General features: G+C 45.1%; 20 protein-coding genes, 1 other RNA gene and 1 pseudogene. 12 read left to right on the top strand and 10 right to left on the bottom strand.

Annotated elements, in window-relative coordinates:
- From VOR_RS0109690 to smpB, 3 genes are all read right to left on the bottom strand, one after another.
- On the bottom strand, positions 1 to 581 hold a 581-nt coding region (locus VOR_RS0109690), incomplete at its 3' end, for an integrase arm-type DNA-binding domain-containing protein (RefSeq protein WP_010319510.1).
- A gap of 165 nt (positions 582 to 746) precedes the next feature.
- Positions 747 to 1,131: a transfer-messenger RNA gene (ssrA, locus tag VOR_RS18415) on the bottom strand.
- A gap of 67 nt (positions 1,132 to 1,198) precedes the next feature.
- A complete protein-coding gene (gene smpB / locus VOR_RS0109685) occupies positions 1,199 to 1,684 on the bottom strand; it encodes an SsrA-binding protein SmpB (RefSeq protein WP_010319509.1) in 486 nt (161 codons plus the stop codon).
- A 116-nt stretch (positions 1,685 to 1,800) separates the two neighbouring features.
- On the opposite strand from smpB, the gene VOR_RS0109680 reads away from it, so the two are divergent.
- Together VOR_RS0109680 and VOR_RS0109675 are read left to right on the top strand one after the other, a co-directional pair.
- On the top strand, positions 1,801 to 2,232 hold the full coding sequence (locus tag VOR_RS0109680) for an SRPBCC family protein (RefSeq protein WP_010319508.1): 432 nt from the start codon (positions 1,801 to 1,803) through the stop codon (positions 2,230 to 2,232).
- Positions 2,232 to 2,534, top strand: a complete 303-nt coding sequence (locus VOR_RS0109675; protein ID WP_010319507.1) for an RnfH family protein — start codon at positions 2,232 to 2,234, stop codon at positions 2,532 to 2,534. The genes VOR_RS0109680 and VOR_RS0109675 overlap by 1 nt, the downstream gene beginning before the upstream one ends.
- A gap of 111 nt (positions 2,535 to 2,645) precedes the next feature.
- Here the strand turns inward: VOR_RS0109675 and bamE are convergent, their stop codons facing one another.
- The 3 genes from bamE to nadK all read right to left on the bottom strand — a co-directional run bounded on the left by bamE (position 2,646) and on the right by nadK (position 6,130).
- On the bottom strand, positions 2,646 to 3,005 hold the full coding sequence (gene bamE / locus VOR_RS0109670; protein ID WP_010319506.1) for an outer membrane protein assembly factor BamE: 360 nt from the start codon (positions 3,003 to 3,005) through the stop codon (positions 2,646 to 2,648).
- Positions 3,006 to 3,149: 144 nt separating this feature from the next.
- The gene (recN, locus tag VOR_RS0109665; RefSeq protein ID WP_010319505.1) at positions 3,150 to 4,814 is read right to left on the bottom strand and encodes a DNA repair protein RecN; all 1,665 of its coding nucleotides are present in this window, start codon (positions 4,812 to 4,814) and stop codon (positions 3,150 to 3,152) included.
- Between the two features lie 431 nt (positions 4,815 to 5,245).
- Positions 5,246 to 6,130, bottom strand: a complete 885-nt coding sequence (gene nadK, locus VOR_RS0109660) for an NAD(+) kinase (protein WP_010319504.1) — start codon at positions 6,128 to 6,130, stop codon at positions 5,246 to 5,248.
- Between the two features lie 142 nt (positions 6,131 to 6,272).
- Here nadK and grpE point away from each other — a divergent pair, with 142 nt between their 5' ends.
- The 3 genes from grpE to dnaJ all read left to right on the top strand — a co-directional run bounded on the left by grpE (position 6,273) and on the right by dnaJ (position 10,575).
- On the top strand, positions 6,273 to 6,872 hold the full coding sequence (gene grpE, locus VOR_RS0109655; RefSeq protein ID WP_010319503.1) for a nucleotide exchange factor GrpE: 600 nt from the start codon (positions 6,273 to 6,275) through the stop codon (positions 6,870 to 6,872).
- A gap of 363 nt (positions 6,873 to 7,235) precedes the next feature.
- Positions 7,236 to 9,146 carry a molecular chaperone DnaK gene (dnaK, locus tag VOR_RS0109650; protein ID WP_010319502.1) on the top strand — a complete coding sequence of 637 codons (1,911 nt, stop codon included), beginning with the start codon at positions 7,236 to 7,238 and terminating at the stop codon, positions 9,144 to 9,146.
- Positions 9,147 to 9,432: 286 nt separating this feature from the next.
- Complete coding sequence (gene dnaJ, locus VOR_RS0109645; protein ID WP_010319501.1) at positions 9,433 to 10,575, top strand: molecular chaperone DnaJ; 1,143 nt, start codon at positions 9,433 to 9,435, stop codon at positions 10,573 to 10,575.
- Positions 10,576 to 10,684: 109 nt separating this feature from the next.
- On the opposite strand, the gene VOR_RS0109640 is transcribed toward dnaJ, so the two are convergent.
- On the bottom strand, positions 10,685 to 11,116 hold the full coding sequence (locus tag VOR_RS0109640; protein ID WP_029627065.1) for a type IV pilin protein: 432 nt from the start codon (positions 11,114 to 11,116) through the stop codon (positions 10,685 to 10,687).
- Positions 11,117 to 11,218: 102 nt separating this feature from the next.
- On the opposite strand from VOR_RS0109640, the gene VOR_RS0109635 reads away from it, so the two are divergent.
- The 5 genes from VOR_RS0109635 to VOR_RS0109615 all read left to right on the top strand — a co-directional run bounded on the left by VOR_RS0109635 (position 11,219) and on the right by VOR_RS0109615 (position 15,882).
- Positions 11,219 to 11,719, top strand: a complete 501-nt coding sequence (locus tag VOR_RS0109635) for a GspH/FimT family pseudopilin (RefSeq protein WP_010319499.1) — start codon at positions 11,219 to 11,221, stop codon at positions 11,717 to 11,719.
- A complete protein-coding gene (locus VOR_RS0109630) occupies positions 11,697 to 12,365 on the top strand; it encodes a PilW family protein (protein WP_010319498.1) in 669 nt (222 codons plus the stop codon). The genes VOR_RS0109635 and VOR_RS0109630 overlap by 23 nt, the downstream gene beginning before the upstream one ends.
- A complete protein-coding gene (locus VOR_RS0109625; RefSeq protein ID WP_081480738.1) occupies positions 12,356 to 13,663 on the top strand; it encodes a hypothetical protein in 1,308 nt (435 codons plus the stop codon). Before VOR_RS0109630 ends, VOR_RS0109625 begins: the two co-directional genes overlap by 10 nt.
- Positions 13,653 to 14,066 (top strand): type IV pilus modification PilV family protein, encoded by a 414-nt coding sequence (locus VOR_RS0109620; protein WP_010319496.1) that lies wholly within the window; start codon positions 13,653 to 13,655, stop codon positions 14,064 to 14,066. Before VOR_RS0109625 ends, VOR_RS0109620 begins: the two co-directional genes overlap by 11 nt.
- Before the next feature lie 256 nt (positions 14,067 to 14,322).
- Complete coding sequence (locus VOR_RS0109615) at positions 14,323 to 15,882, top strand: AbgT family transporter (protein ID WP_010319495.1); 1,560 nt, start codon at positions 14,323 to 14,325, stop codon at positions 15,880 to 15,882.
- A 63-nt stretch (positions 15,883 to 15,945) separates the two neighbouring features.
- Here the strand turns inward: VOR_RS0109615 and VOR_RS19125 are convergent.
- A pseudogene (locus VOR_RS19125) lies at positions 15,946 to 16,047 on the bottom strand (S-formylglutathione hydrolase); the annotation flags it as partial.
- Positions 16,048 to 16,139: 92 nt separating this feature from the next.
- Here VOR_RS19125 and tadA point away from each other — a divergent pair.
- Entirely contained in the window at positions 16,140 to 16,655 is a 516-nt protein-coding gene (tadA, locus tag VOR_RS0109605) for a tRNA adenosine(34) deaminase TadA (RefSeq protein WP_010319493.1), read from the top strand.
- Positions 16,656 to 16,692: 37 nt separating this feature from the next.
- On the opposite strand, the gene VOR_RS19120 is transcribed toward tadA, so the two are convergent.
- Both VOR_RS19120 and mltF read right to left on the bottom strand, forming a co-directional pair.
- Positions 16,693 to 16,827 (bottom strand): hypothetical protein, encoded by a 135-nt coding sequence (locus VOR_RS19120; RefSeq protein WP_010319492.1) that lies wholly within the window; start codon positions 16,825 to 16,827, stop codon positions 16,693 to 16,695.
- Positions 16,828 to 17,036: 209 nt separating this feature from the next.
- A complete protein-coding gene (mltF, locus tag VOR_RS0109595) occupies positions 17,037 to 18,575 on the bottom strand; it encodes a membrane-bound lytic murein transglycosylase MltF (protein ID WP_010319491.1) in 1,539 nt (512 codons plus the stop codon).
- 310 nt (positions 18,576 to 18,885) lie between these two features.
- Between mltF and purL the strand changes: the two genes are divergently transcribed.
- A complete protein-coding gene (gene purL, locus VOR_RS0109590; RefSeq protein ID WP_010319490.1) occupies positions 18,886 to 22,782 on the top strand; it encodes a phosphoribosylformylglycinamidine synthase in 3,897 nt (1,298 codons plus the stop codon).
- Positions 22,783 to 22,867 lie beyond the last annotated feature (85 nt).

Here is a 22,867-nt window from a genome sequence, read left to right as displayed (position 1 = left end):
ACTGCTAGGATAAGTCCGCAGTTAGTGGCAAAGTTCATCACCTCATTCAAACGCTGAGATAGGCGTTTGACGGTTTCTAAGCTACCTTTGGCTTCAATCGGTTTGAGTAGCTCGATGATTTCCGGAGCCGTGATCGCTTTTATCGGTTTATTGGCGATGTGCGGGAAGATATGCAGTTCCAATGAACGCCAGATATCGATCGCGTAATCGGGAGTGACATCATGCTGTTTGATGGCAAACCAATCTTTCGTGACGTTCTCAAAGGTGTGCTCATGGATCTCTTTATGAACTTGTTGTTGGCGTTTTCGATCGTCTTGTGGATCGATGCCTTGTGCGATCAGCTCTTTGGCAGAAAGTAAGCTTTTTCTTGCTTGTAAAAGGGAGATGTCTGGGTACATCCCAAAGCTTAAGTTAGCTCGTTTACCGTTTGTGGGGCGATAGTAGTTGAAGATCCACTGCTTTGAACCGTTAGGTTTGATTCTAAGTCGCAAGCCATCACCATCGAAAAGATTATATTCTTTCTCTCTAGGTTTGGAGGCTTTGATCTCTTTATCTGTCAGCTTTACTGTGTTTTTTGCCATGATGGGTACACCAGATTAACACGATAAAATCAGTGTACCTTGTAGTGTACCTAAAAATCAAAGCTGCTATGAAATCGCATTGGACGTCGTTGGATGCTAAGTTGTTGATTTTGCTTTATTGCGCGCAAGAAAAAAGACGCCCTAGGACGTCTTTAAACTATGATTTGGTGGAGCTGGCGGGATTTGAACCCGCGTCCGAAAATCATTCATCATTGGTACTACATGCTTATTCGGTCTTTAATTTCACCATCAAACTGCGAACCGACACGCTATCTAATGGCTATCCTGAATTAGTTTTAATGCTTTGTCTCTCAGGCGGGAGACGCTGCACGAGCTGGTTTGGTTTTGAACTCTTGTTGTTCCCCGTCTTACAAGCGGAAGCTAGGGCAAGAGTGCTCTGTTAGTGTATTAGACTAAATTACGCCGCGAGGCGTGCAGAACGGTATGAGTCGTCGTTTGCGACTATTTTTTTGCGGCTTTTAACGTGGCAAACCGCCCCACGGCATGCACCTCAGACTGCAAAATTCCCGTCGAATCCAGAATCAGCCCCAAGTGTGTTGACGCATACTACCAGAAAACGTTTGTCTGTCTAGCTTTCTGCATCTAAGTGGTCAAGATTAACGCAATGAACTCTTCATTACGCGTGCTTTCTCTCTTGCCCAATCTTTTTCTTTTAAATCATCACGTTTGTCATGCAGCTTTTTACCTTTCGCTACACCAATTTTGATTTTCACCCAAGAGCGAGACCAATACAGTGATAGTGCGATAAGTGTCATGCCTTCACGGTTGATGCGCCCGAAAAGGTTATCCAGTTCACGGCGGCTGATTAAAAGCTTGCGCACGCGAGTTGGGTTGGCAACCACGTGAGTGGATGCTTGCTGCAGTGGCGTTATTGTCATTCCGGAAACAAAGGCTTCTCCGTCTCGCATGAAAACGTAGCTTTCTGCGATATTCGCTTTGCCTTGACGAAGAGATTTGACTTCCCAGCCTTGAAGCTCCAAGCCTGCTTCTACATCATCTTCGATGAAATATTCGTGGCGAGCTTTTTTATTTAAAGCAATGGTATTGCTACCTGCTTTTGAGTTTGATTTTTTCTTTACCATAATGGCGTCATTATACGGCTTGGTTTGAGCTTAGGAAATCCTTTTATTTGCGTAGGATAAGAATAAAAGTAAAATTGTTACACACCAGACTGTTTCGGTGGTGATGAGGAGAGAATATGAAGCAAGTCAGTCGCTCTGCTTTAGTGTCTTTTAGTGCAGAACAAATGTTTAATCTCGTGAATGACGTTGCTCGTTATCCTGAATTTTTGCCAGGTTGTTCTGGTTCTCGCGTTATTGAATCTTCCGATTTGTCGATGGTGGCTTCGGTGGATGTTTCAAAGGCAGGGATAAGTAAGACGTTCACAACGTCGAATGTGTTGGTGGGTAGTGAAGCTATTTTGATGAACTTGGTCGATGGTCCTTTTAAGGCTTTAAAAGGCGGTTGGTATTTTACGGCACTTGATGAACAGGCCTGCAAGGTTGAACTTAAACTGGAGTTTGAATTTTCGAACAAAATGGTGGAGTTGGCTTTTGGCAAGATATTCAATGAATTGACCAGTAATATGGTTAACGCATTTACCAAACGAGCGAAACAGGTGTATCAGTAATGAGTATTGAATCTGAGATGATCCATGTTGAGGTAGTCTATGCATTGCCTCATGAGCAAAGAGTACTGAATTTGGTGGTAGACAAAAACTCAACCGTCGAAACGATAATTCAACAGTCCGGTGTGCTTGAGCTCTACCCAGAGATTGATTTATCAAAAAATAAGGTCGGGATTTTTAGTCGTAACGTTAAGCTAGATTCGACGGTAAGAGACCGTGATCGCATTGAAATTTATCGTCCGTTATTGGCCGATCCTAAAGAGATCCGTCGCAAGAGAGCCGAGCAGGCAAAAGCGCAACAGTAAACGTTGCTGCGGTATTGGGTGCAAGATAAAGGGCTCGTTATGAGCCCTGTCCGTTAGTGTCACTCATTGTGAGGTGCGCTTTGGGTATCATTTGTTTGAGCGTGTTTTCGTTCAGTTTACGCCTTCAAAAAACCGTTCGCTAGCAGGGTAGTCACCACTGATTTCCATCAAAGCACCTGCGGTATTAAATGTCGCAATCAGGTTTTTCTGTATCGATTCTTTGTGGCCTTCCGTGTGGTGATAAATGTAATACCAAGTATCGGGATAACCGTTTTCAATAAGCATCGGCGACCCCATGACAAACCTAACCTGTTCTTTGCTCATACCGAACTTGAGTTGATCGACGGCTTGCTGTTCAACGTAGTTGCCTTGGTTAATATCAATACGATAAACGAGTTTTTCTAATAAAGAGCACCCAGTCAGCATTGTCATTGCTAAAGGGACTGCGATTAACCACTTTTTTAACTGCATATTCAAAATTCTTTGCCAATAGGTCGTAAAACTGGACTGATAATAAACAAGCTCGCAGCAGAAGTAAAAAATAGACTGAGCTACGAGCTAGTTGAGACTGCAAATTTTGAGTTTGGTTGCAAACCTAAAAAGAAAAATGTCAGCTTAGGCGGCGATCAGCAGTTCTTTCGCATTAGCAAGGGTCGATTCGGTGATTTGGCTACCCCCTAAAAGGCGAGCAAGCTCAGCGACGCGTTGTTCATTGTCTAATCGTTTCATTTGTGTTTCTGTCTTTCCTGCTTTGGCTTGCTTGCTGACAAACAGTTGTTGGTGCCCGCAACCTGCCACTTGTGGTAAGTGAGTCACACACAGTACTTGAGTTGATTCGCCTAATGTCCTTAACATTTTTCCGACTACCGCGGCTGTCGGGCCACTGATACCGACATCGACCTCATCAAAAATAAGGCTAGGAGTGTCTACTTTTTGAGCGGTGATCACTTGGATTGCTAGAGATATCCGTGACAGTTCTCCGCCTGACGCGACTTTAGCGATAGGCTGCAGCGGTTGACCTGGGTTGGTTGAGACTAAGAAAGTTACTGTGTCAAAACCCAGTGGTGATGGATGCGTTGTTTCATGATTAACTTCGATGCAGAACTTGGCTTTTTCCATGCTCAGTTCGTGCATGCTATTGGTGATTAATTTATCTAGCTCTTTCGCGTAACGGCTACGAGACTTATGCAGTTTGTCGGCACAGGTTGCAAACTGCTGATACTGTTTGGCAACGTTACTTTCCAGTTCTTGTAATTTATCTTCAGAGCAGTCAAGTTGCGCTATTTGTTTGAGCAGATCTTGGTGGTGGTGGTAAAGCGTTTCAGGAGCGATGTAGTGCTTGCGCGATATGGACATCACTTTAGAGTAACGTTCTTCTACATAAGCCATACGTTCAGGATCGACATCGATACTATCCAAATAGTTTCGCAATTCACTGTTGGCTTCTTCGAGTTGGATGATGGCTTCAGCCACCATGTTGGGTAAGGTGGCAAGTTTTTCATCTAACTCGGCCAGTTCAAGCAAGGCGTGGTTGGCTGACTGCAGCAAACTTAGCGCATTGACTTCTTGCCCCTCATAAATAAGTTCAATGGCTTGCTGGCAAGTGGTAGCAAGCTCGCCACTGTTGGCTAAACGTCTGTGCTCTTGTTCGAGCTCGTTAAACTCTTCTTCACCAATCGCCAATTCATTGAGCTCTTTGATTTGATATTCCAGCAGTTGAACTTGAGCTTGGTTTTGTTGACTATTTTCTTTGAGTTGATTGAGCTGGTTATCTGCTTGACGCCACATTTGGTAGGCTGAGCGTGTCTCTTTGACAAGACTCACGTGACCTGCGTATTGGTCCAGCATGCTCATTTGATACTCACTTTTCATCAGTTGATGATGGGCGTGTTGACCGTGAATGTTGATCAGTAATTGACCTAGAGCTTTGAGTTGTGAAAGAGGCACAGGGCTGCCATTGATGAAGGCTCGAGAGCGGCCATCTTTGGTGATGATTCGGCGTAAAATACACTCTTTTTGGTCGAGCAAGTCATTGTCTTCCAACCAGCGCGTGGCGTTGAGGTTATTGTCCAAAATAAAGGCGGCGCTGACTTCGGTTTTTTCTTCACCCTGCCTGACCATTCCTGCTTCCGCACGGCCACCAAGACATAAACTGAGCGCGTCAATTGCAATGGATTTACCCGCACCGGTTTCGCCAGTAATGGTAGTCATTCCTTTGGAAAGCTCTAACTGCAATGATTTAACAATAGCAAAATTATTCACACTTAAATGAGCCAGCATTTCTGTACCTATATAATCAAATAACACTGTATAAGTGAACAGTATAAACTGTTTTTTTATACAGTAAAGATGCCTGTCAGAAAACGATGAATATTGTAAACTGCGCTGAGTTTAGTGCATGCGACAGGAAGTGATTTATGTTGCTTGGTAGCTCTGGCTTTCGAGTGGATTTTACTTCATTCGATGGGGTTAATTAGTTTTGAATTGATTATTAAATGTTCATTAAATAGTTTGACGGATATCGCAAAAAAAACGGCTTTTTAATTAGAGCAGGAATTGATTAGCGATAAAATTCGAGTGAAATGGATAAGTAAATTTATGATGGAAAATAAATAGAAATTAAAAAACCATTAAATATTAATGATTTCCGATAAAAAGACCTCGGCATTATTAATCGAGGTCGACAGTCAATAGAGGGTGAAGTGGTTGGTTTAAAACAATTTACTCGACCAACCCAGTTTCTTTCTTAGCACGTGATAGTAGCTGTAATCTTTAGGATGAATGAGCTTTAGAATATTTGGGCTTTGGTAAATATGCACTTCATCACCGGGGGAAACCGGTAGGGATACTTGTCCATCGCAGCTGACTTCCAGTGTCCCGCGATTATCAGGTGAAACCAGCAGTTTTATCTGGCGGTTGCCATCCACAACTAAGGGGCGGCTTGAAAGGGTATGCGGAAACATGGGGACCAGTGTAATGGCGTTTAAACTGGGGGATAAAATCGGCCCGCCGCCAGAAAGTGAATAAGCGGTAGAGCCTGTTGGGGTAGAGACGATGAGGCCATCAGAGCGTTGAGAAAAAGCGAAGCTATTATCTATATAAACTTCAAATTCAATCATGTGTGCAATTTTACCGGGGTGTAATACGGCTTCATTAAGCGCTGCATTACGGCTTTTGACTTGCCCGTGGCGATGAATTTCTGTTTCCAGTAAGAAGCGTTGCTCTTCTAAATATTCGCCATTGAGTACTGCAAGTAGCCTTGGTTGAAAATCTTCTGGGTTGAGATCGGTCAAAAATCCTAAATTGCCACGATTCACCCCAATCACGGAAATGTCGAAGCGTGATAATACGCGCGCGGCACCGAGCATATTGCCATCTCCTCCAACCACTACAGCAAGGTCTGCTTTTTTGCCGATTTCAAGCAAGCTAGCGAAATGTTCCGCAGGCACACCGTCCAATATTTCGCTGAGGCGATCATCAATAAAGACTGGATATCCCATTGAAGTTAACCATTGGTAAAGCTCTTTATGTGTTTGAATGGCTTGTTGATCTCTTGGTTTTCCAATGATCGCGATCACTTCAAATGGTTTTTTCATAAATTTTCCAAACTAATTAGGCTTGAATCAGGATTGTTCATCCCCATAATAAGGGCAAGTTATGCCTTTGTGCGAATTTTTGTGTGCTTAACTTTTTGAACTGTGGAGGTTAAGCGCAAAATAGTTGGATTCTGGAGATATCATGAACAACGAAGAAAACAAAATCAAAGAAGAAGAACTACAGCAAGAAGTAGTGGATCAAGAAGCTGAAGTTGTCGGTACTGACGCGGATATCGATTGGAACGAACAGGTTGAAGTCGATGAGAAAGAGTCTCAAATTGCGCAATTAGAAGCGGCGCTACTGTCGAGCGAAGCAAAAATTCAAGAGCAAAAAGACTCAGTGCTAAGAGCGAAAGCGGAAGTTGAAAATATGCGCCGCCGTTCAGAGCAAGAGATCGATAAAGCGCGTAAATATGCGTTGAGCCGTTTTGCTGAAGAGTTGTTGCCAGTGTTAGACAACCTAGAGCGCACGATTCAAGCTGCTGACGCTGAAAACGAAGTAGTAAAACCGCTGGTGGAAGGTGTGGACCTGACACACAAAACTTTCATTGGCGTAGTTGAAAAGTTTGGCCTGAAAGAGATTAATCCTGAAGGCGAAACGTTCAATCCAGAATTGCACCAAGCAATGTCAATTCAAGAGAGCCCGGATCATGAACCGAACACTGTGATGTTTGTGATGCAAAAGGGCTATGAGTTGAATGGCCGAGTGATTCGCCCTGCGATGGTCATGGTATCAAAGTAAAGAGTTGCGAAATAAGCTAAGTGCTTTATTGGCGTTAATTTATTCAATGTTAAAGAGAGAGGTGTACGTCGCCTCTCTCTTTTATGTCGAAATCGATTTATGTCGAAATCGATTAATGTCGAGATAGAAACCTTCATTAAGTGATTTCGGGATTGAAAAAGTCCTTATTTAGGACTGTTTAGTCGAAATATCATAACTTTTTTCAATTTTGCCCTTGAAAAGGTGTTGAGTGACCTTATTTATTGGGCATACGAGAAACAAACATCCTTGTTTAGTTTGTGAGTAAGGGTTGAAACCCTGTTCTCCCTCCCCCACATAGGGGGTAGCATAAAACAAAAATAGAATTTATTTGGAGATAGCCTGATGGGTAAAATCATTGGTATTGACTTAGGTACTACTAACTCTTGTGTTGCTGTTTTAGATGGCGACAAACCTCGCGTTATTGAAAATGCTGAAGGTGAGCGTACAACTGCATCGGTCATTGCATATACAGACGGTGGTGAGACGCTAGTAGGTCAGCCGGCGAAGCGTCAAGCGGTAACAAACCCAACCAATACGCTATTTGCAATTAAGCGTTTGATCGGTCGTCGCTTTGAAGACGAAGAAGTTCAACGTGATATTGAGATCATGCCTTACAAAATCGTGAAGGCTGATAATGGCGATGCTTGGGTTGAAGCAAGAGGCCAAAAAATGGCAGCACCTCAAGTTTCTGCAGAAGTTCTGAAGAAAATGAAGAAAACTGCAGAAGACTTCTTAGGTGAAGAAGTGACTGGCGCTGTAATTACAGTCCCTGCTTACTTTAACGATGCACAACGTCAAGCAACGAAAGATGCAGGTCGTATTGCAGGTCTTGAAGTAAAACGTATCATCAATGAACCAACAGCGGCTGCACTTGCTTATGGTTTGGACAAACAAGGTGGCGATCGCGTTATCGCGGTATACGACCTTGGTGGTGGTACATTTGATATTTCAATCATCGAGATCGATGAAGTTGAAGGCGAGAAAACATTCGAAGTTCTAGCAACTAACGGTGACACACACCTTGGTGGTGAAGACTTTGATAACCGCATGATCAACTATCTCGTTGATGAGTTCAAAAAAGAGCAAGGCATCAACCTAAAAACTGATCCACTTGCGATGCAGCGTCTAAAAGAAGCCGCAGAAAAAGCGAAAATTGAGTTGTCATCAGCGCAACAAACAGATGTGAACTTGCCTTACATCACCGCTGATGCTGCTGGTCCTAAGCACATGAACGTGAAAGTGACACGTGCGAAACTAGAATCTCTAGTGGAAGACCTTGTTCAGCGTTCGCTTGAGCCACTAAAAGTGGCGTTGGCTGATGCAGACTTGTCTGTCGGCGACATCACTGACGTTATCCTAGTGGGTGGTCAGACTCGTATGCCTATGGTTCAGAAGAAAGTGGCTGAATTCTTTGGCAAAGAAGCGCGTAAAGATGTTAACCCAGATGAAGCGGTTGCTGTTGGTGCGGCCATTCAAGGTGGTGTGCTTGCGGGTGAAGTAAAAGACGTACTGCTACTTGACGTAACGCCTCTGTCTCTAGGTATCGAGACAATGGGTGGCGTGATGACTAAGTTGGTTGAGAAAAACACAACGATTCCAACTAAAGCGAATCAAGTATTCTCTACCGCTGAAGACAATCAAAACGCAGTAACGATCCATGTTCTACAAGGTGAGCGTAAGCAAGCTATGTACAACAAATCGCTAGGTCAATTTAACCTAGAAGGCATTCAAGCTGCACCACGTGGCATGCCACAAATTGAAGTTGTGTTTGACTTGGATGCGGATGGTATCTTGCACGTGTCTGCGAAAGATAAACAAACAGGCAAAGAGCAGAAGATCACTATCCAAGCGTCTGGCGGTTTGAGCGATGCTGAAATCGAGAAAATGGTCCAAGAAGCTGAAGCTAACAAAGAAGCGGACAAAAAGTTCGAAGAGTTAGCAACAGTGCGTAACCAAGCAGACCAAATGATTCACGGTACTCGTAAGCAAATTGAAGAAGCGGGTGATGCGCTTCCTGCTGACGATAAAGTGAAGATTGAAGCGGCTATTACTGAGCTTGAAGAAGCGAAGAAAGGCGAAGACAAAGAAGCGATCGACGCTAAAGTTCAAGCGCTTATGGCTGCGGCTCAAAAACTGATGGAGATCGCTCAGCAAAAAGCTCAAGCACAACAAGCGGGTGAAGGCCAACAACAGTCTGCAGAAGACGATGTCGTTGACGCTGAGTTTGAAGAAGTCAAAGAAGACAAAAAGTAATTGATTGAGTTCCCTCCTTTTAAATGGGGAGGGCTAGGGTTGGGTGGCTCGCGAGTTTAACCCACCCTAACTTCTCTAAGAGAAGAATGAAATCAACGGTATGATGCGGGCGTTTGGGGTAACTCTTACGCCCGTATGTCTGTAATTAATGAAAACTCATTGGTGTCCATCTAACTAACAGTGTCTTTTTAGTTTGAATTCACTAGAATCTAGAGCCATTAGTTAGGTCGATATAAACACCAAGCGGCAGCGTGTCGTTTGCGGTAACAAATTGGTGACGAAGAAGATGTCAAAACGTGATTTTTACGAAGTATTAGGCGTAGGCCGAGATGCCTCTGAGCGCGATATTAAAAAGGCGTACAAGCGCCTAGCAATGAAGTTTCACCCTGATAGAAACCAAGGGGATGACAGCGCTTCGGACAAGTTTAAAGAAGTAAAAGAAGCGTATGAAATTTTAACCGACTCGCAAAAGAAAGCGGCTTATGATCAGTACGGTCACGCTGCTTTTGAACAAGGCGGAATGGGCGGTGGTGGTTTTGGCGGCGGCAGTGCTGATTTTGGCGATATCTTCGGTGATGTCTTTGGTGACATTTTCGGTGGTGGTCGTCGTGGCGGTGGTCAAGCGCGTGCACAACGTGGTGCTGATTTGCGTTACAACATGGAACTGTCTTTAGAAGAGGCCGTTCGTGGTTGTTCAAAAGAGATTGAAGTGCCAACACTGGTCCATTGTGATTCTTGTGAAGGTACTGGCGCGAAGAAAGGCTCGTCTGCGCAAACGTGTGGAACCTGTCATGGTCACGGCCAAGTACAGATGCGCCAAGGATTTTTTGCTGTACAGCAAACCTGTCCGACTTGCCATGGTAAAGGCAAGATCATTAAAGACCCATGTAACGTGTGTCACGGACAGGGGCGTAAGCAAAAAACCAAAACGATTAATGTTAAAATTCCAGCCGGTGTGGATACGGGCGATCGCATTCGTTTATCTGGCGAAGGTGAAGCGGGAGAAATGGGCGCTCCAGCGGGGGATTTGTACGTGCAAGTTCACGTCAAAGAGCACCACATTTTTGAACGCGATGGCAACAACTTATATTGTGAAGTCCCTGTAAGCTTTGCTATGGCAGCGCTTGGCGGTGAAGTTGAAGTTCCAACACTCGATGGCCGTGTAAACTTGAAAGTGCCAGAAGAGACGCAAACAGGGCGCATGTTCCGTATGCGTGGTAAAGGTGTGAAAGGCGTACGCGGTGGAGCGATCGGTGATTTGGTTGTCAAACTCGTGGTTGAAACACCAGTGAAACTGAGCGCGCGTCAAAAAGAACTATTACGTGAATTTGAAGAAACTTGCGGTGGTGAAGCGGCAAATAAGCATAAGCCTAAATCGGAAGGTTTCTTTAATGGCGTGAAAAAGTTCTTCGATGATTTAACCAGCTAATTCACTGTTGAATTATTCTCTATTCAATAAGGCCTGCATTGCAGGCCTTATTCGTTCCTGATACAGGATGACTTTGTCCTCCCCTCACAAACTGAACCTTTGTGGTGTTCTATTTCCAACATGCGCTTGGGGCTGATTCGTTGGTTGATTTCAATGTCATGGCCTTATCGCTGGTTAGACATTCATCCTTGTCTTGGCCTCTGGTGCTCTGCGCCGTCGCGGTAATGGTGTAGCTACTGGCTGCGGAGCTGGCGACTGAAAACTGATAGCGTTCAGCATCGCCTTCACAGATGACGCAATTTCCCCCTGAAATGATCCCGCTCCAGTCATAACCCTTATCGTAGTGATGCTCCAGTTCCAGTTGAATTCTCCCCATATCGGCGAGAGCGGTGGTTCGGTGTCCTTTTAAAACGTGCTTGGTATAACTTGGATAAGCGATTGCAGACAGTACGCCAATAATCACAACCGCAATCAATAATTCGATCAATGTCATCCCGAACGACCGCCGGTTGTGGTTGTTGCATTTAGAATTTCGAATCATCACGTGGAGTTCCTTGCTGATTTAGCCGCTATTTTTATTAGGTGATAGCATTCGCGCAAGGTGAATTTTGTTTCATATTTTAATTACATAGGAATTTGGGAAATGGCTCGCGGGTTTACTTTACTTGAGCTGCTTATCACGGTTTTCGTTTTGTCTATTTTACTCACGATAGCGGCTCCCAATTTCAAACAAGTCAGTGATAGGCAAAAGATGCGACGTTTAGCGGGTGAGATTAATGGCTTTATGATGAGCGCCCGTTCGGAAGCCGTAATGAGAAAGCAGCCGCTATGGGCACATATTGTCATGTCGGGTGCGGTTAATAGCCAAGGTGAATGGCAAATCGTGCTGACTAATTCAGGAACCTATCCCGGCGGGCAAGTGATTTCATCGCTATCGGGGCAACCTTATCGCAATATTGAATTGGGGGTGAATTACCCGTCAAATCAGATCCATTTTGAAGCCATTAATGGCCGAGCTGTAAATGGGAGCCTTGATTTTTCAACACACCAAGGTGCACTCAAATTCACGACCTATAGACCTTCAGGACGAATGCGCCTATGTGGTAATGGAGGAGACTATTTTGGTTTTAAGCAGTGCAGCTAATATACCGAGAGCAAAAAAGCATACCTATAAAGCTCATATCGCTGAAACCAAGCAGATGGGGGCAACGTTAATTGAGTTCATGGTGGCATCCATGCTTGGCTTGATTGCGATAGCCATTATTGGCTCTGTATTCATCACTGGGCAGAAGGTAGCGACCGAAAGAGGCAAGGAGCTACTGCTACTGCAACAAGTGACGGGCGCGCTGCAATACCTCAAACAAGATATTCAACGTGCAGGTTACGATGGCGGCCATGGTAATTCACTCACGTTATTGGATAGCGATGATATCGTTTTTGTTTCGGCTGACCAATCAACGCTTGCGTATGCCTACCTTGATGATACGGGGGCAACGAAACAGATCAGAAATGTTGGGTTTGTCATGACTTCTGGCGCGTTGGGTGTCTGTGACAGGCCGACGTCTGTGATTTCAGGGGCCAAAACCGTTTCTCAAGCGACGGCTGGTTGCTCTGCTATTTTTGATACTAACCAGATTAATGTGACTCATTTTCAAGCCCAGCGATCATCATTAGCGGCGAATGGTGTGAGCTCAGCCTACATGACGATCTCTATCGCAGCAGAGTTGGTGGGGGATAGCCGTGTATCAACCTCATTTGGAGTGGCAATAAAACAAAGGAATTGGCAGTAATGAAGCAAGCTCAGCAAGGCGCTGTAACGTTATTGATCACCACGCTTTTGTTGGTGCTCGCTTTAGTGGTGGCATTAGGCTCCTACCGTGCGCTCTTTTTTCAGATCAAACGAGCACAAAATGAGGTGCAAGCGAGGCAACAGCATTGGCGAGCTGAAGGGGGGATTGAGTGTGGTTATAGCCATATTGTGAACAATAAAAATAGTTCAATTCCCAATAACATCAATATCTTATGTGTAGATTTAGAGTTAACGTACCTCTCTGCAGACCCTACTAACGCCAGTACATTAATGTCCCAGTATCAAATGGCGACGTTGAAAAAAAATATTCTGTTTCAACGTGAGAGAAGTCCAGGAGCCATTCGTTCTACTTCAGATTTAATTGTGTTTGGCTCTACACTTATTTCTCCACCAGATCCCGGGCCTAAAAATAGTGATGGGAAATATGAATGCGCGGCTATCGCTGTTGCTAAGTATATTATTGCTACGGCGGGAGTGACAAATAATGGCGTTGGGAGTGCTATTCAAAAACCCAGCACTGCTTTTGACAATAGTACCGACTGCGCGCCGACGCATAAAACGGGCAGTAGTGTACAAAGCGGTATTTGGAAAAATAGCAGCGGTCTTTATGAAGCAGTTGATGTCAAAAATGATATTTGCCGAGATGAAACGCTAAACCCATTTAAAGATCTCTTTGGTTACGAACGAGGAGAATGGGAAAAAGCACGCGACGATACTGAATTTAAGTTCTTGAGTTACACGATGACCAGTGGTGATGTCGATTGTGTTTCGAAATTTAAAGGTGCTTTGGTTCTTGGTCAGCCCAACCAAGTATGGATTGATGGCAGCTGTCAACTTAACCAAGCATCGATTGATACAATCTCAACCATCCAAAATGCTCATCCTGGGACTTACCTTTTTTTGTTGGTGCATAATGGCGTGTTAGGGATTCGAGGGAGTGGCAGCATTCAAGGGGTGCTCTTTCACTTTAATAGTGGATTTGCCACTGATACGGTAAATTGGAATGGATTTGATGCTGAATTCATCGCGGATCTCAATGCTAATTTTGATGCACCGATAAAAAAACTGTACGACAGCAGTACCATTTTGACACCAAAGCACGCTACCTACTTACAGTCGGGATCCTTTCAATTTACCGGAGGAATGGCCTTTGATACCCAAGGGCAGATAGCACTATTTTATAACTCGCTAAGTTTGCAATATAACAGTGATATTGAAAGCAGTTTTTCCTTTTCGGTTCCACCTAGATGGCAAAAAGGTTCATGGAATGATCTCTAAACAGCAAGGATTTAGCCTAATAGAAGTAATGATATCGTTTGTTCTAATTGGTGTTGGGGCACTGGGGTTGGTCAAATTACAAGTGTTGGTTGAGCAAAAAGCGGATTTTGCCGTTCATAGTATCGAAGCACTACATTTGGCCGAACAAAAATTGGAATGGTTTCGTACCCGTGGCGCTTCTGCCGCGATTTCTACTCTCACGCCAGCGGATTTTGATAGTGATATTGTCAACGGACAAGATCACTCACACCCTTTTTATACCCTCAGTTGGTCAGTACCAACGGTCTCTCTATCTGGCTCACTGAAAACCATTTATATCGAGTCTTATTGGTATGATCGTCAGGGAAATAAGCAGTCGGTTGAGCTGAAAACCATGATTTCTCAGTTCAGTGAGTTTGATTAGTGTCTCGATGCTTATGAAAAAATGAAATGTTTGGCTTTGCAAATTGGTTGCTAAGTTGTATAAAAAAAGAGCATTTTAATGTGTTTAGATTGTTGTGGTGGAAGGTTATTTTTGCAAAATATGTCCCCGTTTTTGTAAAAACATGTGCAAGCTTGTGTTTTGGTGGTGGCTTTTTTATAGAATAACCAACGATTTATAGGCCGGCTAAATAAACAGATATAGGCCTACAGCAGCAACATCACATATGGAGTTACGAATGAGTAACCAAGTCGTAAAACAAGCACCATTTCCGAAGCCGAGCGGTATGGATCGCTTTTTAAATTTTATTGAACGTGCAGGAAATAAAATTCCTGACCCTGCGATTTTGTTCTTCTGGGCACTGATTATTGTTTGGGTTTCATCGGCACTGTTATCGAATGTGACGTTTGATTTGACCAACCCTCGAACGGGTGAAGCACTGCAAGTGAATAACTTGCTGACAGGTAAAGCGCTCGCGAGTTTTCTAGCCAATATGGTGACCACATTCACCAGCTTTGCGCCGCTAGGTATCGTGCTGGTTGCCATGCTCGGTGTGGGAGTGGCTGATTCTTCTGGGTTTATCACCACCGGCCTTAAGAAAATGCTAAATTTCACGCCAGCAAAACTATTGACACCGATGCTGATTTTGGTGGCGATAGTGTCGCATACGGCTGCTGATGCTGGTTATGTATTGGTTATTCCTCTCGGTGGGATTATTTTCCATGCGGCAGGGCGTCATCCACTGGCCGGTATTGCAGCCGCATTTGCTGGTGTTTCTGGTGGCTTTTCAGCGAACTTTATCCCTTCTGGTATTGATCCTTTACTCGCTGGTTTTACACAAACCGCCGCACAAATTTTGGATCCTCAATACATAGTGAACCCGCTGGCGAACATTTTCTTCACGGGTTTTTCTTCGGTGATCATCGTCGCGATTGGTTGGTATGTGACTGAGAAAATCATTGAACCTCGTCTAGCGAATATGCCTGTTGATGAGGATGCAGAGGTAGCGCCTGATCTAGGAACATTCAGCGCAACGGAATCGAGAGCATTTCGTTTTGCTGGCTGGGCAATGGTGGTAGGTATTGCATTACTAGTAGCGGCTTTGATCCCAGAAAACTCAGCGCTGCGTTCGCCTGATGGTGAGCTAACGGCCTTTTCTGCGCCAGTGATGAAGTCGATCGTTCCTTTAATTTTTATCTTGTTTATTATTCCTGGAATTGTGTATGGCCGAGTGGCTGGCACCTTTAAAAACAGTAATGACGTGATAAAAGCGATGTCTGGCACCATGGCTACGATGGGTGCATACATAGTGATGTCGTTCTTCTGTGCTCAGTTCTTATCGGCGTTTGGTCAGTCTAATATTGGTACTATGTTGGCATTGTATGGCGCCGAAGGCCTAAAAGCGATGGACTTACCCGGCCAAGCAACGATTGTGGGGATGATTTTACTCACGGCTAGCGTTAATTTGCTGGTGGGTTCGGCCTCGGCAAAATGGGCATTGATTGGTCCAATTCTGGTACCTATGTTGATGGCGGTAGGGATTTCTCCCGAGCTATCGCAAGCGGCTTACCGCGTCGGCGATTCGGTTTCTAACATTATCTCTCCACTGATGGTTTTCTTCCCATTAGTCGTGGTGTATTGCCAACGTTATGTAAAATCGACGGGCATTGGCACCTTGGCTTCAATGATGATGCCTTTCTCCATCGCGATGCTGATTGGTTGGACGCTGTTCCTGCTCGCTTACTGGGCTTTTGGTATTCCGCTAGGGGTGCAAGCACCTTACACATACAGCTTGTAGCGTTAACGTTATTTATCGAGTCGGAATTAAAAGCCCGCGAGTGTATCGCGGGCTTTTTCAATCTTATTTGTGCAGATGTTGCGCGTGAAATGCTAAGTGATCATCAATGAAACTTTGAATGAAAAAATAACTGTGATCATAACCTTTATGCATTAAAATCGTCATTTGTCTTCAAAAGTTAGGTTGCTGATGGATTTTCTGGCAGAACAGTTATCGTCCGCTAACGGTAAAGGCTAGTGAAAGAGAAAATAGGATATATGAATACACAGTTTACCTTTCAAGATCAAGAGTTTATGCGCCGAGCCATCGCGCTTGCCAATCTTGCAGAACAAGCAGGTGAAGTGCCTGTGGGCGCTGTGCTTGTTAAAGATGGCGAAATTATTGCTGAAGGTTGGAATACCTCTATTGGTCAACATGATGCGACAGCGCACGCTGAAATTCAGGCTCTGCGTCAAGCAGGTCAACGGTTACAAAATTATCGTTTGCTTGATACTACCTTATACGTCACTTTGGAGCCCTGCCCAATGTGCGCAGGCGCACTGCTGCATAGCCGAGTCAAAAGGATTGTCTTTGGCGCTCCAGATCTCAAAGCTGGGGCGGCCGGTACGGTGCTGAATTTATTTGAAAGCCAAGCCTCCTATCATTACGCGACGGTCGATAAAGGATTGTTAGAAGAGGAGTGTCGGGAGCAACTGCAATCTTTTTTTAGACGAAGACGCGCAGAGATACAGGCGGAAAAACAGCGGAATAAGCAACAGAGTGAGGGTTTTTAGCAAACATCCACTTTGGGTAGATGTTTGCCGCTGAAGGTTAAACAGAGATTAATTGCATAAACGCACGGTTACGCCAGATAATTTTCTTTTTATTATTGGATAACATACGTTTACGACGGTTCGCTGCCACCGTTTTATTAAGGTGTTTTGATAGCTTTTTACGTTTCAGCATAAACAACCTCCTACTACTGAGTTTTGACAATGATCCCTAATGGTTTAGGGTGCCTTATGACAATTTTAATCTGCCTTTATAGCTCTGGATTGTTACCATAATATGAAACTTAGGAAACGATCTTTTTCACGTTTTGATGTATGGGCTGCACACTTGGAAATCAAGTGTGCAATTTTTGTTCAATGTGGAAGATTTAGCTATCCTTATGCTTATCGAGCTGCGGGGTCGAGATACTGATTATCCTGCGCCTCATCGGCCGATTCCATAGCTTCTACCGCGGCTTCCTCCTCCTCAATACTGATCACAACCAAATCATCAGTACCTGAACTATTGTCTATCCGTTTTTGTTGATCAACATGGCCAATAATACTTTGATAATAGCGACGAATATTTTCAACGTAGGCTTTAGCTTCATCACCTCGTGCATAACCATATCGGGTTTGGCTGAAGTATTTTTTCTGCCTCAACTGGGGGAGGCGATCTTTGACTTCGGTCCATGAATCAGGGTTGGCACCTTGCTGTTTAGTTAAGCGCCTTGCATCCATCATATGCCCATAGCCGACGTTATAGGAAGCAAGAGCAAACCAAATTTTCTCATGTTCTGGGATCGAGTCTGGTATACGTTGCACCATCCGACGTAGGTATTCGACACCACCACGGATCGATTGTTCCGGATCGAGCCGATTGGTTACACCAACACTTTTAGCCGTTGGGAGGGTTAGCATCATCATGCCGCGCACTCCCGTGGGAGATTTAGCCAAGGGATTCCAGTGAGACTCTTGATAAGCTAAGGCGGCAATCAATCGCCAATCAAATTCGTCAGAATATTGTTGGAAAAGAGGCGACCATTTGGGGAGGCGCACATCGAGTGCTCTAATAAAGGCGCGCGTATCGACATAATCAAACGTGCCCACGTGACCAATATATTTCTCTTCCAAGGCCGCTAATTGACCAGATTGTTTAAGGTTGCCAAAAAACTCAATCATCAAGGCGTATAAGCTTTCATCTTCAGAACGACGCATATACCAAGCGATAGGCTGATCTTCAGTTAATTCAAAGGCGACGGCTAAGTCAGGGTAGATTCGCTGCGATAGCGAGACTTCGACCGAATCAGCCATGGTAAACAGCAGTTCGCCATTCGAAACTTGTTTTAAAAGGTCGTTAACGTCGGCGTTATTATTCACATTATACTGAAACTCTGGGTGGATCTGTTTAATGTCGCTGAGCGTATTTTCAAAGTGGGATTCATTCACGATAGCAAAAACGCTGTCACCTTCATGACCAGCAATCAGCTCCGGTTGTTTTTCCAGTAATTGTTTTAAATTTCTTGGACGCCAGTTGCCTTTTTTATAGACCACTTGTTGGCTGACATAGTAATAAGCGGGCCCTGTTCTGAACTCATTCAGATGTTGGTTGGACTGGCTTAATCCTGCTGCAATAACGTCGATTTCCCCATTTTTTAATGCAGGAAAGAGACTCGATAACCGATAAGCGGGTTTCATCTCCAATTTAACCCCAAGCTGATTGGCAAATTCACGCGCCAGCTCGTAGTCAAGCCCCGCGGGGCCATCAGGGCCAATGTAGTAGGAGAGCTGATTGTTCAGCGTGCCCACTCGCAATACGCCACGTTCACGAATATGATCAAGCTCGCTTTTAGGATCGGAATCGATTTGGCAACCGACGACAAAAAGAGTGAGTAGGAAAATGGACAATGAGCGATGAAGCTGAGTCAGATAATTCTTTGGCATTTATGAGCGATCTCTTACATCAATTACTACCTTTATATCAAAGGCGGCCATATTGGCAAAGTTTCAGATCAAAAACGGATGAAAAAGTGTCGGTGATCACGCTAATGTGGTTGTATTTCAAATTTGACAAAAAAAGACGCAAACGGTTGCTTTTGGTGTTACGTCACAAAAATAATTCCTTTATAATGCGTCCGAAATGACGAGGTGAAATTGGTATGTATTCGGTTTTCTTTTATTAAATTATTGTATTTTAATGATTTTGAATTTATTCCAATTACACTTCAACCCACTGTATAAGAGACCTAAGCACATGAGAATTTTGCGTGGCTCCCCAGCGCTTTCTGAGTTTCGTGTTAACAAACTCGTTGAACTTTGTCGTGAACAGCAACTGCCTGTATCGAGTATTTACGCGGAGTTTATGCATTTTGCTGATCTCTCTGCGGATTTAGACGCTCAATCCCTTGAAAAATTAGAGAAACTACTCACTTATGGTCCAACCATTCAAGACCATGAGCCACAAGGTCTTCTTCTGCTTGTGACGCCTCGTCCGGGCACTATTTCTCCTTGGTCTTCCAAAGCAACAGATATTGCACACAATTGTGGTTTAGTGGATGTGAAGCGTTTAGAGCGGGGTACGGCTTATTATATTGAATCCGAAGTCGCACTTTCTGCCGAGCAAATCAACACGATCCAAACAATTATTCATGACCGAATGATGGAGGTCGTGTTTACCGATTTCGAATCGGCAACAGCACTGTTCAAAGTCGCAGAACCTACCCCAGTGGCGTACGTTGACTTGCTGAATGGCGGCCGCGCAGCGCTTGAAAAAGCAAACGTTACCCTTGGGCTTGCATTGGCTGACGATGAAATTGATTATTTGTTCGAAAGCTTCGTCACTAAGCTTGAGCGTAATCCAACCGATATCGAATTAATGATGTTTGCTCAAGCAAACTCTGAGCATTGTCGCCATAAAATCTTCAATGCCGATTGGACTATTGATGGCGTTAAGCAAGATAAATCGCTGTTTAAGATGATCAAAAACACTTATGAAGTGACTCCTGATCATGTGCTGTCTGCCTATAAAGATAATGCCGCCGTCATGGTGGGTTCAGAAGTTGGGCGTTTTTTCCCTGATCCAGAGACACGCCAATATGGTTATCACCATGAAAAAGCGCATATTTTAATGAAGGTGGAAACACACAACCACCCGACGGCGATTGCTCCTTGGCCGGGCGCTTCAACGGGTTCCGGTGGTGAAATTCGTGACGAAGGTGCAACGGGGATTGGTGGAAAACCTAAAGCCGGGTTAGTCGGTTTTACTACTTCAAACTTGCGTATTCCTAATTTTGTACAGCCTTGGGAAACCGATTTTGGTAAACCGGGACGCATTGTCACGGCACTCGATATTATGCTGGAAGGCCCGCTCGGTGGGGCGGCTTTTAACAACGAATTTGGTCGTCCCAACCTGCTCGGTTACTTCCGTACTTACGAAGAGAAAGTCAATTCTCACGCTGGTGAAGAAGTGCGTGGTTATCACAAACCAATCATGATTGCTGGTGGGATGGGGAATATCCGCGACGAGCATGTGCAGAAAAAAGAGATCCCTGTTGGCGCGAGCTTAATTGTGCTCGGTGGTCCGGCAATGAACATTGGCCTTGGTGGGGGCGCCGCTTCTTCTATGGCATCTGGTCAATCTGCGGAAGATCTTGATTTTGCGTCGGTACAGCGTGAAAACCCAGAGATGGAACGTCGCTGCCAAGAGGTGATTGATCGCTGCTGGCAACTCGGTGAGGCGAATCCGATCGCCTTTATCCATGATGTGGGCGCTGGTGGTATCTCAAACGCATTGCCTGAGCTTGTTGATGATGGCGAACGTGGCGGTATTTTCCAACTGCGTGATGTGCCTAACGATGAGCCGGGAATGAGCCCGCTTGAAATTTGGTGTAATGAATCACAAGAGCGTTACGTGCTGGCTGTAGCGCCAGAAAACATTGCGCGCTTTGATGCCATTTGCCAACGTGAGCGCGCGCCTTATGCTGTTGTGGGCATTGCCACTGAAGAGCGTGAACTGAAATTGGAAGATTCACATTTCGGTAATACGCCAATTGATATGCCGATGGACGTATTGCTTGGCAAAACACCTAAAATGTATCGTGATGTGAAGACGCTGAAAGTTAATAATCCAGCACTTGATCGCCGTGATATCGAATTGAACGAAGCGATTGATCGTATACTGCGTCTCCCTGCGGTTGCAGAAAAAACCTTCCTCATCACCATTGGTGACCGAACCGTTACTGGTTTGGTCGCTCGTGACCAAATGGTTGGTCCGTGGCAAGTGCCAGTAGCAAACTGTGCGGTCACTGCGGCAAGTTATGATACTTACCATGGCGAAGCGATGTCGATGGGGGAGCGCATGCCAGTTGCCTTGCTGGATTTTGGGGCATCGGCACGCTTAGCCGTGGGCGAAGCGATCACCAACATTGCCGCTACCCATATCGGTGATATCAAACACATTAAGTTGTCGGCGAACTGGATGTCACCAGCGGGTCACCCAGGTGAAGATGCTGGTTTGTATGAGGCAGTAAAAGCGGTCGGTGAAGAGCTTTGTCCTGCGCTCGGCCTGACTATCCCTGTGGGTAAAGATTCGATGTCGATGAAGACCAAATGGGATGAAAATGGCGAACAAAAAGAAGTGACCTCTCCACTATCATTGGTGATCACGGCATTTGCTCGTGTTGAAGATGTGCGTAACACCATCACCCCTCAGTTAAGAACCGATAAGGGCGAAACCTCACTGGTTTTGATTGATTTAGGTAATGGTAAGAATCGCTTGGGCGCAACGGCGTTAGCACAAGTCTACAAACAGTTGGGTGATAAACCCGCAGACGTAGATAATGCGGCGCAGCTTAAAGCCTTCTATGAGGCGATCCAAACCTTGGTCGCCAATCAGCAGATTATCGCCTATCACGATAAAGGTGACGGTGGTTTATTCGTCACTCTAGCTGAAATGGCCTTTGCTGGTCATTGTGGCGTGAAAGCCGATATTGCCGCGCTGGGTGATGATGCATTGGCCGCGTTATTTAATGAAGAGCTGGGCGCAGTCATTCAAGTTCGTCACCATGACTTGGATACGGTGCTTTCGACGCTAACGGCGCATGGTTTACAAGCGTGTTCACACGTTATCGGTCGTGTTGAGGCTTCTGATGAGCTAGCCATTACCGCTGGTGAGCAATCTATTGTGGTGCGTAACCGCACCGAACTTCGCACCATCTGGGCTGAAACCACGCATAAGATGCAAGCGCTGCGCGATAACCCGCAGTGCGCGGACCAAGAGTTTGCAGCAAAACAAGATAACAGTGATAAAGGTCTTAACGTCAGTTTGAGCTTTGACGTGCAACAAGATGTTGCAGCACCGTATATTGCTAAAGGCGTGAAGCCAAAAATGGCTATTTTGCGCGAGCAAGGGGTTAACTCACACGTTGAAATGGCGGCAGCGTTTGATCGCGCAGGCTTTGAAACAACCGATATACACATGAGCGACATCTTAACGGGTCAAGCGGTGCTTGAAGAGTACCAAGGCCTCGTCGCATGTGGTGGGTTCTCTTATGGTGACGTATTGGGCGCGGGGGAAGGCTGGGCGAAATCAGTGCTGTTTAATGTACAAGCTCGTGAACAGTTCCAACGTTTCTTCCAACGTGAAGATACTTTCTCGCTAGGGGTGTGTAACGGCTGTCAAATGCTGTCGAATTTGAAAGAGTTAATCCCCGGCGCGGATTTATGGCCGCGTTTTGTGCGCAATGAATCAGAGCGTTTTGAAGCGCGCTTTAGCTTAGTGGAAGTGCAGCAATCTGATTCACTGTTTTTCAATGAGATGGTTGGCTCGCGCATGCCGATTGCGGTTTCGCATGGCGAAGGGCGCGTTGAAGTACGTGATACGGCACATTTAGCGGCGATTGAACAATCGGGCACCGTTGCGCTGCGTTTTGTGGATAACAACGGCCATGCCACGCAGCAATATCCGAACAACCCAAATGGTTCACCCAATGCGATTACAGGCTTAACGACTCAAGATGGTCGTGTGACGATCATGATGCCGCACCCAGAGCGCGTGTTCCGTACGGTAGCGAATTCTTGGCATCCTGACTCTTGGGGTGAAAACAGCCCATGGATGCGTATGTTCCAAAATGCACGTAAGAACTTAGGGTAACTCACCTTGTCGCCAGTGAGAGAAACGACTTAGTCTTGTTATTCCAGCCGCTGCAACTCAGCGGCTTTTTGTTTACTTTGAGGAT

The sequence above is a fragment of the Vibrio ordalii ATCC 33509 genome (assembly GCA_000257205.1).
Taxonomy (GTDB): Bacteria; Pseudomonadota; Gammaproteobacteria; order Enterobacterales; family Vibrionaceae; genus Vibrio; species Vibrio ordalii.
This window is presented reverse-complemented; position numbering and strand designations above follow the sequence as displayed.